Genomic DNA, 14,148 nt, shown 5'->3' with positions numbered 1-14,148 from the left:
GAGCGCACTGGCGGCGCCGCGGCCAAGGCATGAACCTGGGTTGACCGGCCAAATTCAGGGCAAAAAAAAGCCTGCATCGCTGCAGGCTTTTCTCTATCTGGCTCCACGACCTGGACTCGAACCAGGGACCCAATGATTAACAGTCATTTGCTCTACCAACTGAGCTATCGCGGAATGCGCCGTATGTTACTGATTAAAAAGAAGAAGTCAAGCACTAGCACCTATTCCACCAGATGACCGGTACGCCACTTGCGCAGGGCCGGCCATTTCCCTGGCCAAATCCAGCCAGGCACGTGCCGCTGGCGGTAGATGAGCGCTGGCACGCCAGGCCAGGGCGATGTGCCAATCGGTGTGAGGTTCGTCCAATGGAATCAGGGCAATACCCGCGTGTTGATGCGTGTGCGCGAGCATGCGCGGCAAGAACGCGACGCCAAGGCCGGCCGAGACCAGGTCCACAATAAAGTCGATCTGCCCGCTGCGGGCGGTCACCTTCGGCGTCACGCCCTTGCGCTCGCACGCGGCGAGAATCTTGGCGTTCAGGGCAAAGCCGGCTTCGAACAAAATGAACGGCGAGTCGGCAAGGTCGGTGAAGTCGATGCGTTTGCGCTGCGCCATGGGGTGGCTTACGGGCAGCACGGCCATCAGCGGTTCGTTGCGCACTGGCTGGAAGTCAAAGCCTTCGTCCACCGGCAACAGCAGCGCCGCCAGGTCGACCTCCCCGGCCTCCAGGCATTCGCGCAGTTTTTTGCTGCCGTATTCGGTGAGTTCGATTTCGATGTCGGGATAACGGCTGCGGTAAGCCGCGAACATCGCCGCAAATAGCACGCCACAGCCCACCGGCGGCAGGCCAATGCGCAGCACGCCACGTTTGAGGCCGCGCAAATCATTGATCTGTGCCACCAAATCGTTGCTCTCCCCGAGCATTACCAACGCACGGCGGTAGGCAATTTCGCCAGCCGCAGTCAGCTCATTCTTGTGACCCAGGCGATTGAGCAGCGGCATGCCCAGTTCATCCTCCAGGGTTTTGACCGCCTTGCTCACTGACGACTGCGTCAGCGAAACCACTTCTGCCGCCTGGGAAAACCCGCCCTGGCGCACCACTTCAACAAACGCCAGCAATGTTCTCAGGTTCATCGGTATTCTCTTGACGACTGGATACTAGTGATAAAAGTTGTTTTTATCATGACAGATGTTTGCTTATCTTGAACCCCATCCTGCCCTGTGGAGACACCTTTGATGATCATCTCGTCCGCGTCTGATTACCGCGCAGCTGCCAAGCGCAAGCTGCCGCGCTTTCTGTTCGACTACATCGATGGCGGCGCCTACGCCGAACACACGATGCGCGCGAACAGTTCGGACCTGGCCGAGATCAGCCTGCGCCAGCGCGTCCTGCGCAATGTCGACAGCCTGAGCCTGAAAACCACGCTGTTTGGCCAGGAACTGGCGATGCCGGTGGTTCTCAGCCCAGTGGGCTTGACCGGCATGTATGCGCGGCGCGGTGAGGTGCAGGCGGCCAAAGCGGCGGCCAATCAGGGCATTCCGTTTTGCCTGTCGACGGTGTCGGTGTGTTCGATTGAAGAAGTGGCATCGCAAAGCCCGCAGTCGATCTGGTTCCAGCTGTACGTGCTCAAAGACCGTGGCTTTATGCGCAATTCGCTGGAGCGGGCGCAGGCCGCCGGGGTAACGACGCTGGTGTTCACGGTGGACATGCCGACGCCTGGCGCGCGCTATCGCGATGCGCACTCGGGCATGTCCGGGCCTTTCGCAGCGTCGCGGCGCATGTTGCAAGCCGTCACCAAACCGCAGTGGGCGTTCGATGTGGGGTTGATGGGCCGCCCGCACGACCTGGGCAATATCTCCAAATACCTCGGGAAACCGACGCACCTGGAAGACTACATCGGCTGGCTGGCCAACAATTTCGACCCTTCCATCAGCTGGAAAGATTTGGAATGGATCCGCGACTTCTGGAAAGGCCCGATGATCATCAAGGGCATCCTCGACCCTCAGGACGCCAAGGATGCCGTGAGTTTCGGCGCCGACGGCATCGTGGTGTCCAACCACGGCGGCCGACAGCTGGATGGCGTGCTGTCCACCGCCAAAGCCTTGCCGGCGATAGCCGATGGGGTCGGCGATGACCTCACGGTACTGGTGGACTCGGGCATTCGCTCGGGGCTCGACGTGGTGCGCATGCTTGCCCTGGGCGCCAAGGCCTGCCTGCTGGGCCGCGCGACCGCCTACGCGCTGGCGGCCGATGGTCAGGGAGGCGTTGAAAACCTGTTGGATATCTTCGCCAAGGAGATGCGCGTCGCCATGACGCTGACGGGCGTTACGTCAATTGATCAGATTGGCCACAACACCTTGGTCCAGCGCTGACCTTCCTCTAGCCAAATAACTGACACCATCCTGCAGTGGCTGTTCTTGAACCCCAGAACAGCCAATTGATTTACAAAGAGTTTTATTAAATTAAACCAACTGGCATGAATCTCGCTCTAAACGGTCTTAAGCAGGTCAAGTGATGACAAGACGTGTGGCAGCGCACAGGGGTTATAAACCCCCTGCAAAGCGGTTTAAACTGTATCCGATGTTTTACAGAACTGACGGAACAGTAAGACGCTTGGCACTCGCCATCCTCATCCAGCCTGTAAGACAGTTAAGTGCTTAGAGGCCGCAAGCTAATGAAAACACCGACCCAGACCAACGCAATTGACTTCGACAGTGCCAAATTGCAACGCCTGGGGTTTGGTCAGCCAGCCCTCCGCCCTCGCCGTCCCGTCACCTTTGCCCAGCTTCGCCAGCAACTGAGTCAGCAATTGCAGACCAGTCTTGAGCCGGAGCGCATTCTTGGCCTGTTCTTCCGCGAGGTCCAACGCCTGGTGCCCCTCGACGCGCTGCATTATCGGCACGAAGCGAGCGACCTGCGCCTGGAGTTCGGCCACCGAGGCCACCACTCGGTGAGCTACACCTTGAGCCATGAAGGTGAACATTTGGGCGAGCTGATATTTCGCCGCAATCAACGTTTTACCGAAGACGAATTGAGTCAGCTTGAGTCTCTGCTGGCAACGTTGTTGTACCCGATGCGCAACGCCCTGCTCTACCGCGCCGCCACCCGCAGCGCCCTGCGGGACCCCTTGACCGAGACTGGTAACCGCATCGCGATGGACCAGACGCTGCAGCGTGAAATCGACATGGCGCGGCGGCATTCCCACCCGCTGTCGTTGCTGATGCTGGACATCGACCACTTCAAGAAAATCAATGACACCCATGGCCATGCCGCGGGCGACAACGTGCTGCGCGCCGTGGCCGGGGCGATCAAAAGCCAGTTGCGCAACGTGGACATGGTGTTTCGGTTTGGCGGGGAAGAGTTTCTGATCCTGCTGTCAAACACCGGCCGGGATGCGGCGGGAATGGTCGGTGAGCGCCTGCGCCAAGCGACACAAAATCACGACTATTGGGTAGATGATACGCGGGTCGAGTTAACCGTCAGCCTGGGTTGTTCAACCTTGTTGGCCGCCGAGTCTGCCGAAAGCCTGCTGCGCCGGGCCGACAGCGCTTTGTACGTGGCCAAGCGTGAAGGCCGTAACCGGTTGGCAATGGCGGGGTAACCCCCGCCATCACGCTTGCATCACGCCTCGCTGGCGACGCGCGCTTCACGCTCGCGATGAGCTACGGGCGCCTTGTCCCTCTCGTTTTCCAACCGCATGCAGCTTTCCAAAAACAGGTACATGTAGTCGTAGCTCTTGCACACGGCCTGACGCAGCTCCGTCTGCAGGGCCTTGGTCGGGTTCATCCCGGCCAGGGTGCAGATGATTTCCAGGGCTTCCCACGGGTGGGCGTCGTCGTATTGAGCGTGCATCTTCAGCCACTTCATTGCACGCTTGCGGTCTTCCTCGGGGAAGGCTGCAGCGTAGACGCCGGTAGAGCAGACCACGGCGGACCACTCCCCTGTCGCCCCCTCGATCGCGTAGTTGGTGGCAGCAATGGCGACAATCAACGAATCCGCTGAACTGGTGTGCCAGCACCAATGGCTCAGTGCGTGCAACTCCGGCGGTACGTTCTGCGCTTGCAGTTCTTCCAGGCTCACGCCATGGGCGCGGGCCCAATTCACCCAATAGTCGGCGTGGTTGAGTTCCACGCGAATATTGCGCATCAGCCAACGCCGCGCCATATCCTCCCCAGGATGGCGGGCAAACTTGGTCTTGGTGAGGTTCTGTGCCATGTACAAGGCAAACTGTTCAACCACTGGCCAGCCACCGATCAGGTAGTGGCGCAGGGTCTTGGCGCTGAGCGTGTTGTCACGCATGCGCTGATACAGTTCGTGCTCGACAACTCGGCGCTTGCTCTCGCTACAGTCCTGGATCAGTTGTTGCGCCCAGGCGGGGTAACTAGAGGCTTCCATAAGCGGGCCGGTTCTGTTGAAGGTGTCGATCACTGTAGGGCTCCTTTTTAAGTGTGATTGTACAGACCAGCAAAGTTTCAGCGGAATGTGCCGGGCGCCTTGAATAACAAAGGCTGCGGCCGCACAGGTCGACACTGCAAGCTATCAAAGGTAAACAATTGCGGGCGTTCAATCAGGTAGCCCTGAGCGTAATCCACACCGATCTCAAGTAGAGCCTGTTCGATTTGCGGTGTTTCAACAAACTCGGCAATTGTGCACTTACCCATGACGTGGCCGATGTGGTTGATCACTTCGACCATAGCGCGGTTAATCGGGTCGTCCAGCATATCCTTTACGAAACTTCCATCGATCTTCAGGAAGTCTACAGGTAAATGTTTGAGATAGGCGAATGAGGACATTCCGGCACAAAAGTCATCGAGTGAAAAATGGCAACCTAACGCTTTGAGTTCATTAATAAAACGAATGGCGCTGCCCAAATTTGCGATAGCACTTGTTTCGGTTATTTCAAAACAGATCATTGCCGGTGGAATGTTATAAGCGGCAAATTTCTCACGTAAAAAACCGAGAAAGTCTTCATCGCCAATCGTAATACCTGACAGATTAATCGCACACATGGCCATTGGTCGGCCCGGACGCTCACGCATGCAGTTAGCAATAATTTTAAATACATTTTCAACGACCCAGCGGTCCAGCGATGTCATCAATCCGTAACGCTCGGCGGCCGGAATAAAACTGTCGGGCAGGATGATCCTGCCGGCTTCGTCGTGCAGGCGCAGCAGTATTTCGATGTGCCCATTGCCGCCGTCGGTATGGCCCAGGGGAGAAATTTCCTGGGCGTACAAGCAAAACCGGTTCTCTTCCAGCGCCATGTGCAGGCGCTGCACCCAGGCCATTTCGCCAAACCGCATGGACAACTCCGAGTCGTCGACGTGGTAGACCTGCACGCGGTTGCGGCCCTTTTCCTTGGCCATGTAGCACGCCATATCCGCCGCACGCAGCGAGGTTTCCAGGGTGGTCGGGGTTTGTGAGATATGCACCAGGCCAATACTCACGGTGGTCATAAACGGCCGGCCCTTCCACACAAAATGCAGGCTTTGCACCGTATGGCGCAGGCTCTCGGCGATTTTCTCCGCCACCGGCGCCGGGCAGTTTTCCAGCAGGATGCCGAACTCGTCGCCGCCCAGGCGGGCCAGAGTGTCGCACTCGCGCAGGTCCGATTGCAGCAGCGCGCAGATATGCCGCAACAATTCGTCGCCCGCCGCGTGGCCGCAGGTGTCGTTGACCAGTTTGAACTGGTCAAGATCGAGGAACATCAAGGCGTGCCGGCCATTCGGTTGCCGGGCGACCTGCTGCAGCACTTGCTCCAGACGAAACTCGAATTCGCGGCGGTTGGCCAGGCCGGTCAACGCATCGTGGGTAGCTTGCCACGACAGGTTGGCGATGTATTGGCGCTCCTGGGTCATGTCGTGCAACACCAGCACCGCGCCGCTGACCTTGCCGGCGCTACGGATCGGCGCGCCCACCAGGGTGACCGACACCGTGCTGCCATCCAGGCGCTGGATCAGTTTTGAGTGTTCGCTGCCGCCGCTGAGCCGGCCCTTGATGATGTGCTCGATCAGGGCAAAGCCATCGGGCTCGGCGTTTTCGTCGAGTAGATTGAATAACGCCGCCAGAGGCAAGCCCTGAGCCTGCGCCGACTTCCAGTGAGTCAGCGCTTCGGCTGCCGGGTTCATGTAGGCGATAGCGCCATCGACATCGGTGGTGATCACGCCGTCGCCAATCGATTCCAGGGTGATCTGTGCGCGCTCCTTCTCCGCCTGCAGGGCATCGGCAAACGCGTGGCGCTGGGCCAGTAGCTTGTGCGTACGCAACAGCGCCAGCAGGATCAGAACCAGGGCAGTGGCCAGGTTGGTGATCAACAACAGCCGAAGAATAACCCGCGAGCCTTCACCCAGGGCGTCGCTGAACGCCTTGGCCGCCGGCGTCACGCCGTCGTTAATGGCGATGATATGGGCCTTCCATTGGCGCACATCGTTGCTGCTGACGTGATCGGCACTGACTGCCCGGTGCATCTCCTGAGCCAGGTTATCCAGTTGTACGAGGTAACCGTCGCCGACGGTCCACAGCTCGATGGCTTTTTCGAGGTAGCTGAAATGGCGAAAATTGAGGTACAGCCAGATCAGGCTGGAGACGTCATCCGGGTGATTACCGCCCTTGAGAATACCCAGGCGCGCCGCAGACAAATCCGGCGTGGAGCGGTCGAGAGCGATGCGCAACTCATGCCCGCCCTGGGGCACGGCAATGGCTTGGGTGTACTTGAGGAACGTGGCTTCGTCGCGGTTATCCGCGTAAAGCGTCAAATAGTAGATAGCGTCCTTCTGGCCCTTGGACCACAGGCTTTCGCCAGCCACGTAGCCCCGCACGGCTGAAAGCACGTAGAGACTGACGCAGCCTAACAATGCCTGGAACAGCACGACGGCGATAAAGGGCCAGACAATGCCCAACAGTCGAGGCGTTCCGAGAGTCCGCTTTTGCTTCATGAAGTCCCTTGCACATGCAATGCTGAATCCGCACGCAAAAACCCGCTTCTGATAGCACAGCCTAGGCTAAATCAACGCACTTGCTGCAAGTGCCCGTATAACTTGGCGTACAAGCCTCCGTCGGCAATCAATTGCTGATGATCGCCGTCCTCGGCGATATGACCACCGTCAAACACTAATACTCGGTCGGCCTGCTTCACCGCCGACAGACGGTGAGCGATGATCAGTGTAGTACGCCCACTGAGAAACCGCGCCAGCGCCTGGTGCAGGTTGTACTCGGTGGCCGCGTCCAGCGCCGAGGTGGCTTCATCCAGAATCACCACTTTCGGTTCAGCCAATACCATGCGCGCGATCGCCAGGCGTTGCCGTTGGCCGCCGGAAAAGCGCACGCCGGAGCGCCCCACCACACTGTCCAGCCCCAAGGGTAAAGACCTGACGGTCGCGTCCAGCTGGGCGATTTCCAGCGCCTGCCAACAGGCCTGGTCTGTGCGCTCACGGCCCATGGTCAAATTGGCGCGCACCGTATCGTTAAACAGTGCCGGATGTTGCAGGACCACGGCGACGTTCTCGCGGATGGTCTCCAGGCCGATTTCCTGCTGGGTCGCGCCACCGAAACGAATGCTGCCGGCCTGCGGCGTGTAGAGCCCCAACAACAGTTGCACCAACGTGCTTTTACCGCCCCCGCTGGCGCCGACGATGGCGACTTTTTCACCGGGTGCGATGGTCAGGTTCAACTGGTCGAGTACAAGGTCCTCACCGTAGCCGAAGTTAAGGCCACGCACCTCGATACCGACGGTTTCACGGCCGGTGAAGGGGTCTTCGCCCCCGGCGTATTGCGGTTCATCGGCACGCGCCAGTAATTCGTTGATGCGCGTCAGCGCCCCGCCCGCCGCGTAGTAGGCGTATTGCAGGTTCAGCAACTGCTCCACCGGGCCGATCATGAACCACAGGTAGCTGAACACCGCGAGCATCTGGCCGATGGACAGGTCGGAAAACAGCACAGTGAGCATCGCAGCCGCACGGAAGATGTCGATGCCGAACTGGAACAACAACCCGCTGGCGCGGCTGGAAGCGTCGGTTTTCCACTGCGAGTGAATGGCGTAGTCGCGCACTTCTTGAGCGCGCTGGCCCAGGCGCCCGAGGAAAAAGCCCTGGCGGTTGCCGGCACGCACTTCCTGGATGGCGTCGAGGGTTTCGGTCAGCGCCTGGGTAAAGCGCGACGTGCTGTCGTTCTCAAGCTTCTTCAGGTGTTTGACGCGTTTGCCCAACTGCACAGTGGCGTAAATCACCAGCGGGTTAAATAACAGAATCAACAGTGCCAGTTGCCAATGCATCCACACCAGGATCGCCGAGGTGCCCACCAGCGTCAGCATCGCCACCAGAAAGCGGCTGAGGGTTTCGCCGACAAATTTGTCCAGCGTATCCAGGTCGGTCACCAGGTGCGTGGTGACGGTGCCGCTGCCCAGGCTTTCGTATTCACCGAGGGAAATGCGCTTGAGCCGTTCGATCAGGCGTACGCGAATGCGGTACACGATGTCTTTGGCCAGGCGCGCAAACAGCCGCGCCTGCACCACGTTGAACACCAGTGCGCCACAACGCAGTGTCAGGGTCACCAGCAGCATCAGGCCGATATACCCGACAGCCTTCTGCCAACCCAATGGCAGCGCGTGGTTCATTACTTTGAGCGCCGCATCGCCGTGGCCGAGGAGCACTTCGTCCACCAGCAATGGCAACAGCAAGGGAATCGGCACGCTGCACAGGGTGGCGAGCACGGCGACGCCATTGGCGACCCACAGGGATTTCTTGTGACGCAGGGCCAGACGGCGAATTTCCGCCCAGGTCAGACGATCAGTGCGTTGGCGTTGCTCAGGCACAGGCGGCTCGCTCCAACCATCGGGCGAGTAAAGGCGACAGCTCGGACAACGGCTGGTAGCCGTTGGTCAACAACGCCAACTGGCCATTGCGCTCGGCCAACAACGTCGGGAAACCGGCAATGCCCAAATCCTGTACCCACGTGAAATCGGCCGCCGTGGCCGCGTGCTGCTCGGCCTTGTCGAATGCTTCGGCAAACACGATACGCGGGATGCCGGCCTGCTCGGCCAGCTCCACCAGCACGCTGGCGACGGTCACATCGCGGCCCTCAACATAGAACGCACGCTGAATCAGCCCCAGCAACGTCCACGCGCAGTCCGGCGCCAGGCTGCGCGCAGTCACGATGGCGCGGCACGCCGGCTCAGTGTCGTAGACAAACCCGTCGGGCAACGCGCCTTCACGCGTGAACAACTGACCCGTGGCCTCGGTGACCGCCTGCCAGTGTTCAAGAATGTAGCGCCGCGTCGTAGGCTCCAGCGCCGCGCCGCTGCCGGTGCGCAAGCCGCCGACCACCAGGTGCAGCTCCACACCTGCGGCCTGGGCCTGCTCCACCAACGCTTCGGCCACCGGGGCAAAGCCCCAGCACCAGGAACACATCGGGTCCATCACATAGAGCAGGCGCGCGGGCATGGGTCAAGCCTCGGAAGGTGATTGCTTATAGTTGAAGCCAATCGGGTGCGGCATATTGCGGGCCTTGGCCAGCTCAATCTGCTTTTGCCGGTCAATCGCGCTGCGACGGGTCTTCTCCGGCAGCTTATCCCAGCAATGTGGACAACTGATGCCAGCCACGTAATGCTCGGACGCGCGGTCTTCGATGCTCACCGGCGTGCGGCAGGCGTGACACTGATCGTAGTCGCCTTCGCTCAAGTCGTGGCGCACGGTCACGCGGTTATCGAACACAAAGCAATCGCCCTGCCATTTGGTTTCTTCCTGCGGCACCTCTTCGAGGTACTTCAGGATGCCGCCCTTGAGGTGGTAGACCTCATCGAAGCCTTCGCTGAGCATGTAGCTGGAGGCTTTTTCGCAGCGAATGCCACCGGTGCAGAACATGGCGACTTTCTTGTGTTTGGCCGGGTCGAAGTTGGCTTTGATGTAGTCAGGAAACTCGCGAAAACTGGTGGTTTTCGGATCAATCGCGCCTTCGAAGGTGCCGATCGACACTTCGTAGTCGTTGCGGGTGTCGATCAACAGCACTTCCGGGTCGCTGATCAGCGCGTTCCAGTCCTGCGGGTTCACGTAGGTGCCGACCTGTTTGTTCGGGTCGACGCCTTCGACGCCCAGGGTCACGATCTCTTTTTTGAGCTTGACCTTGGTGCGGTAGAACGGCTGGTCGTCGCAGTAAGACTCTTTGTGGTCGATGTCGACCATGCGCGGGTCTTTCTTGAGCCAGGCCATCAGGCCATCAATGCCTTCGCGGCTGCCGGAAACGGTGCCGTTGATGCCTTCTTCGGCGATCAGCAAGGTGCCTTTGATGCCGTTGTCGACCATTGCCTGCAGCAGTGGCTCGCGCAGGGCGACGTAATCTTCGAGGGTGACGAACTTATACAGTGCCGCCACGACGATCGGTTGGGTCATGGGTGTTCTCTCCAGGTGGCTACCCTCGTAAAGGGTGAACCGGATGCAAAAAAAACGCGCCGTCTGAGCGGCGCGTTGCGGATTCTAACAAATGCTCGGTGCCAGAGACACCCGCGCGTCAGTCATGCCCGCCGGCGCAGGTCGGCGAGGCCGGGGCTGCGTCGATTTTCGCCCATTCTTCAGGCGTGTAGGTATGCAGCGCCAACGCATGAAACTCGCTCATCAGGTCACCCAGGGTGGCGTAGACCGTCTGGTGGCGCTTGACGCGGTTAAGCCCCTCGAACTGCTGACTGACCAGCACGGCCTTGAAGTGGGTCTGCAACCCACGGCTGTGCATGTGGCTTTCATCCAGCACGCTCAAGTATTGCGGGCTCAAGGCGGTGAGTGCCGTTTCGATACGCTGTTGCATGGTCATTCCTGCTTACTTCTTCTTGGCCGGTGCAGCGGCTTTTGGCGCCAGCTCGTTGGTCATGTCTTCCAACAGCTTGTTCACCACAGGCACGGCGCTTTCCAGCTTGGCCTGGGTCATCTGGGCCGATTGCTGGGTCAGTTGTGGCATTTTTTCCAGGACTTTCTTGCCCAGAGGCGACTGGTAGAAGGCAACCAGGTCCTTGAGTTCGGATTCGCTGAAGTTGGTGGTGTAGAGCTTGACCATGTCCGGCTTGAGCTTCGGCCAGCCGATGGCTTGGTCCAGAGCGGCGTTGGCCTTGGCCTGGTAGCTGTCCAGTACGGACTGCTTGGCGGCAGGCGCTTTGGTCTGTTCGAAACGCTGAGCGAACATTTGCTGCACTTGCATGTACACCGGGGTCCCCAGCTTATCAGCGTGGGCCAGGGTCAGGAAGGCTTCGGCACTGGCGTTATGGCTGGCGGTATCGGCAAAGACTTGGCCGCTGGCGCAAACCAGAGCAACCGCGGTACAGATGGCACGAAGACGAGTCATCGAGTTTCCTTTCTAGCAGGCGAGGTAAAACCCCAAGGGCGACCATTCTGCGCCTAAAAAACCTCGCGGCTCAACCCCGCGCCTTGTCGGGCCTGGATTTGCGGGGCTTCTAACCGATGAAACGTCTTTTATGGAACGACATAGGTCGATCACAGCCTAAACTGCGCAAACCGACTTCAAGGAGAGTACCCGATGAGCCGTATCGAAACCGACAGCCTGGGGGAAGTAAATGTCCCGGATGACGCTTACTGGGGCGCGCAAACCCAACGTTCGCTGGTGAACTTCGCCATCGGCGAGCAACGTATGCCCCTGGCGGTGTTGCATGCACTGGCCCTGATCAAGAAGGCCGCCGCACGGGTCAACGACCGTAACGGCGACCTGCCCGCTGACATCGCCCGCCTGATCGAACAGGCCGCGGATGAGGTGCTCGACGGGTCCCACGATGACCAATTTCCGCTGGTGGTCTGGCAGACCGGCAGTGGCACCCAGAGCAATATGAACGCCAATGAGGTGATTGCCGGTCGCGCCAACGAGCTGTCGGGCAAACCCCGTGGTGGCAAGAGCCCGGTGCACCCCAACGACCACGTGAACCGTTCCCAGAGCTCCAACGACTGCTTCCCCACCGCCATGAGCATTGCGACGGTGCAGGCGATTACCCAGCAGTTGCTGCCGGCGATCGGCAACCTGTCCGGTGGCCTCGCCGAGTTGTCGGCGCGGCATGTGAAACTGGTAAAGACCGGTCGCACCCACATGATGGACGCCACGCCGATCACCTTTGGCCAAGAGCTTTCGGCGTTTATCGCCCAACTCGATTACGCCGAGCGCGCTATCCGCAGCGCGCTGCCTGCCGTGTGCGAGCTGGCCCAAGGCGGCACCGCCGTCGGCACCGGGCTTAATTCACCGCATGGCTTTGGCGAAGCGATTGCCGCCGAGCTGGCTGCATTGTCGGGTTTGCCGTTTGTGACCGCGCCGAACAAGTTCGCCGCCCTCTCCGGCCACGAGCCGCTGGTGACCCTGCACGGCGCGCTGAAAACCCTGGCCGTGGCGCTGATGAAAATCGCCAACGACCTGCGCCTGTTGGGTTCCGGCCCGCGAGCCGGTTTGGCCGAGGTCAAGTTGCCGGCCAACGAACCGGGCAGCTCGATCATGCCGGGCAAGGTCAACCCGACCCAGTGCGAAGCGTTGTCGATGCTGGCCTGCCAAGTCCTGGGCAATGACGTGACCATCGGCATTGCCGCAAGCCTAGGGCATTTGCAGTTGAACGTGTACAAGCCGGTGATCATCCACAACGTGCTGGAGTCGATCCGCCTGTTGGCGGACGGCTGCAACAACTTCCAGGAACATTGCATCGAAGGCCTTGAACCGGATGCAGAAAAAATGGCTGAGCACCTGGAGCGCGGGCTGATGCTGGTGACAGCGCTGAACCCGCATATCGGCTACGACAAATCGGCGCAGATCGCCAAAAAGGCTTACGCCGAAGGCCTGACCCTACGCCAGGCCGCGCTGGACCTGGGCTTCCTGACCGACGCCGAGTTCGATCAGTGGGTACGCCCGGAAAACATGCTCGAAGCCGGGCACTAAGACGCCAGGCGCAATCGCCGGGCCTTGAACCCGGCGATCAGCGACGGCGCCAGCGCTACCGTCGCCGAGCCCAGTACCACCACCAACGCCCCGGCATAGCCCAGGGCGTTGATGTCTTCGGCCTGCACAAATTCCGGCCACAACCACGCCGCCAAGGCCACTGCCACAAACGTCACCAACGGCGTGAGCGCCAGGGTCGCACTGACCCGCGAGGCCTCCCAATGCGCCAACGCTTCGGCAAAGGCGCCGTAGGCCACCAGCGTGTTCATGCAGCAGGCCAGCAGCAACCAGCCTTGCAGCGGGCTCAGGTCCAATGCTTCGAGCGGGTTCGCCCATGGCGTCAGCAATACCGCGCACGACAGGTAGATCACCATCATCACTTGCAGTGAATTCCATACCGTCAGCAACTGCTTCTGGCCCAGCGCGTAGAACACCCAGATGGTGGTGGCGAGCAAAACCGTCAGCACTCCGGCGGTGTAAGAGCCCATCGAGGTCAGCAGCTCTGTCAGACGCTGATTGAAAAACAGCCCGAAGCCGAGGATCAGCACCACCAGGCCCAGCACCTGCCCCACGCTGAAGCGCTCCTTGAACACGAATACGCTGGCGACCATCAGGAAAATCGGCCCCATCTGCACCACCAACTGCGCGGTGCCGGGGCTGAGCATTTTGAGGCCGATCAGGTACAACACGTAATTGCCCACCAGGCCGCACACGGCCATCCCTACCAGCCAGCCGCCTCTGGGGCCAAGCACTTTGCGGCTAGGCAGGCGTTTGGTAAGGGCGAGGTAGACGAACAAGCAACTGCCGGCGACCACCAGGCGAAACCAGGTGACCGTCACCGGGTCCATCACTTGCAGCACTTGCTTGAGCTTGATCGGCAGGATGCCCCAGAGAAACGCGGTCATCAGGGTCAAGCCAAAGCCATAGACCCAGCGACCGGAAGAGATATGCATGAATGCCCCGAGTGCCTGAGGAAGTGGAGCGGGCATTCTAGGGGTAAGCGGAAGGATTGGGCTATGGGGTCGGTTGAATGTGTGGTGCGGGTTTTGGGTGTATATCCGTTAGCGTCGCAACGGCTGATATGGGTTCCGCTCTTACAGCGGGTCACTTTTGGAAAGGCCCAAAAGTAACCAAAAAGCCTTCGCCCCACCACTCGGCACCTCGCTTAGGCTCGGTGTGCCCTCACTCCGGCTTGAATCCGTGGGCCGCCGTGATGGGCCATCCTTGGCCCAGCACGGCTAACC

Annotated in this window: 12 protein-coding genes and 1 tRNA gene; 3 read left to right on the top strand and 10 right to left on the bottom strand. The window is 60.0% G+C overall.

Features of this window, described 5'->3' with window-relative positions; translation table 11 throughout:
• Positions 1-98 precede the first annotated feature (98 nt).
• Both Q7C20_RS18555 and Q7C20_RS18550 read right to left on the bottom strand, forming a co-directional pair.
• A tRNA-Asn gene (locus Q7C20_RS18555) sits at positions 99-174 on the bottom strand.
• 33 nt (positions 175-207) lie between these two features.
• Positions 208-1,134 (bottom strand): LysR family transcriptional regulator, encoded by a 927-nt coding sequence (locus tag Q7C20_RS18550; RefSeq protein ID WP_375069320.1) that lies wholly within the window; start codon positions 1,132-1,134, stop codon positions 208-210.
• Between the two features lie 102 nt (positions 1,135-1,236).
• Here Q7C20_RS18550 and lldD point away from each other — a divergent pair, with 102 nt between their 5' ends.
• A complete protein-coding gene (gene lldD / locus Q7C20_RS18545; protein ID WP_375069318.1) occupies positions 1,237-2,373 on the top strand; it encodes an FMN-dependent L-lactate dehydrogenase LldD in 1,137 nt (378 codons plus the stop codon).
• Positions 2,374-2,675: 302 nt separating this feature from the next.
• Positions 2,676-3,602 (top strand): GGDEF domain-containing protein, encoded by a 927-nt coding sequence (locus Q7C20_RS18540; protein WP_348061114.1) that lies wholly within the window; start codon positions 2,676-2,678, stop codon positions 3,600-3,602.
• A 20-nt stretch (positions 3,603-3,622) separates the two neighbouring features.
• On the opposite strand, the gene Q7C20_RS18535 is transcribed toward Q7C20_RS18540, so the two are convergent.
• The 7 genes from Q7C20_RS18535 to Q7C20_RS18505 form a co-directional block, all read right to left on the bottom strand.
• The gene (locus Q7C20_RS18535; RefSeq protein ID WP_375069416.1) at positions 3,623-4,396 is read right to left on the bottom strand and encodes a TenA family transcriptional regulator; all 774 of its coding nucleotides are present in this window, start codon (positions 4,394-4,396) and stop codon (positions 3,623-3,625) included.
• A gap of 77 nt (positions 4,397-4,473) precedes the next feature.
• Complete coding sequence (locus tag Q7C20_RS18530; RefSeq protein ID WP_375069315.1) at positions 4,474-6,936, bottom strand: EAL domain-containing protein; 2,463 nt, start codon at positions 6,934-6,936, stop codon at positions 4,474-4,476.
• Between the two features lie 71 nt (positions 6,937-7,007).
• The gene (locus Q7C20_RS18525; RefSeq protein WP_375069313.1) at positions 7,008-8,810 is read right to left on the bottom strand and encodes an ABC transporter ATP-binding protein; all 1,803 of its coding nucleotides are present in this window, start codon (positions 8,808-8,810) and stop codon (positions 7,008-7,010) included.
• Positions 8,803-9,438, bottom strand: a complete 636-nt coding sequence (locus Q7C20_RS18520) for a DsbA family protein (RefSeq protein WP_375069312.1) — start codon at positions 9,436-9,438, stop codon at positions 8,803-8,805. Before Q7C20_RS18520 ends, Q7C20_RS18525 begins: the two co-directional genes overlap by 8 nt.
• A gap of 3 nt (positions 9,439-9,441) precedes the next feature.
• Positions 9,442-10,383 (bottom strand): rhodanese-related sulfurtransferase, encoded by a 942-nt coding sequence (locus Q7C20_RS18515; protein WP_375069310.1) that lies wholly within the window; start codon positions 10,381-10,383, stop codon positions 9,442-9,444.
• A gap of 118 nt (positions 10,384-10,501) precedes the next feature.
• The gene (locus tag Q7C20_RS18510) at positions 10,502-10,798 is read right to left on the bottom strand and encodes a BolA family protein (RefSeq protein ID WP_375069308.1); all 297 of its coding nucleotides are present in this window, start codon (positions 10,796-10,798) and stop codon (positions 10,502-10,504) included.
• A 6-nt stretch (positions 10,799-10,804) separates the two neighbouring features.
• Positions 10,805-11,323 carry a DUF2059 domain-containing protein gene (locus tag Q7C20_RS18505; protein ID WP_003175221.1) on the bottom strand — a complete coding sequence of 173 codons (519 nt, stop codon included), beginning with the start codon at positions 11,321-11,323 and terminating at the stop codon, positions 10,805-10,807.
• A gap of 192 nt (positions 11,324-11,515) precedes the next feature.
• On the opposite strand from Q7C20_RS18505, the gene Q7C20_RS18500 reads away from it, so the two are divergent.
• Positions 11,516-12,904, top strand: a complete 1,389-nt coding sequence (locus Q7C20_RS18500) for a class II fumarate hydratase (RefSeq protein WP_375069305.1) — start codon at positions 11,516-11,518, stop codon at positions 12,902-12,904.
• Here the strand turns inward: Q7C20_RS18500 and Q7C20_RS18495 are convergent.
• On the bottom strand, positions 12,901-13,857 hold the full coding sequence (locus tag Q7C20_RS18495) for a DMT family transporter (protein WP_375069303.1): 957 nt from the start codon (positions 13,855-13,857) through the stop codon (positions 12,901-12,903). The genes Q7C20_RS18500 and Q7C20_RS18495 overlap by 4 nt on opposite strands.
• Positions 13,858-14,148: the final 291 nt, after the last annotated feature.

This window comes from Pseudomonas sp. AMR01, assembly GCF_041946035.1.
GTDB classification, from domain to species: Bacteria; Pseudomonadota; Gammaproteobacteria; order Pseudomonadales; family Pseudomonadaceae; genus Aquipseudomonas; species Aquipseudomonas antarctica_B.
Note: the sequence above shows the minus strand (reverse complement) of the source record. Positions and strands in the feature narration are given on the sequence as shown.

Coding starts and splice junctions, on each gene's coding strand:
- Q7C20_RS18535 (WP_375069416.1), bottom strand. CDS start 4,396: ATGGAAGCCTCTAGTTACCCCGCCTGGGCGCAACAACTGATCCAGGAC.
- Q7C20_RS18540 (WP_348061114.1), top strand. CDS start 2,676: ATGAAAACACCGACCCAGACCAACGCAATTGACTTCGACAGTGCCAAA.
- Q7C20_RS18500 (WP_375069305.1), top strand. CDS start 11,516: ATGAGCCGTATCGAAACCGACAGCCTGGGGGAAGTAAATGTCCCGGAT.
- Q7C20_RS18505 (WP_003175221.1), bottom strand. CDS start 11,323: ATGACTCGTCTTCGTGCCATCTGTACCGCGGTTGCTCTGGTTTGCGCC.
- Q7C20_RS18495 (WP_375069303.1), bottom strand. CDS start 13,857: ATGCATATCTCTTCCGGTCGCTGGGTCTATGGCTTTGGCTTGACCCTG.
- lldD (WP_375069318.1), top strand. CDS start 1,237: ATGATCATCTCGTCCGCGTCTGATTACCGCGCAGCTGCCAAGCGCAAG.
- Q7C20_RS18520 (WP_375069312.1), bottom strand. CDS start 9,438: ATGCCCGCGCGCCTGCTCTATGTGATGGACCCGATGTGTTCCTGGTGC.
- Q7C20_RS18530 (WP_375069315.1), bottom strand. CDS start 6,936: ATGAAGCAAAAGCGGACTCTCGGAACGCCTCGACTGTTGGGCATTGTC.
- Q7C20_RS18550 (WP_375069320.1), bottom strand. CDS start 1,134: ATGAACCTGAGAACATTGCTGGCGTTTGTTGAAGTGGTGCGCCAGGGC.
- Q7C20_RS18510 (WP_375069308.1), bottom strand. CDS start 10,798: ATGACCATGCAACAGCGTATCGAAACGGCACTCACCGCCTTGAGCCCG.
- Q7C20_RS18515 (WP_375069310.1), bottom strand. CDS start 10,383: ATGACCCAACCGATCGTCGTGGCGGCACTGTATAAGTTCGTCACCCTC.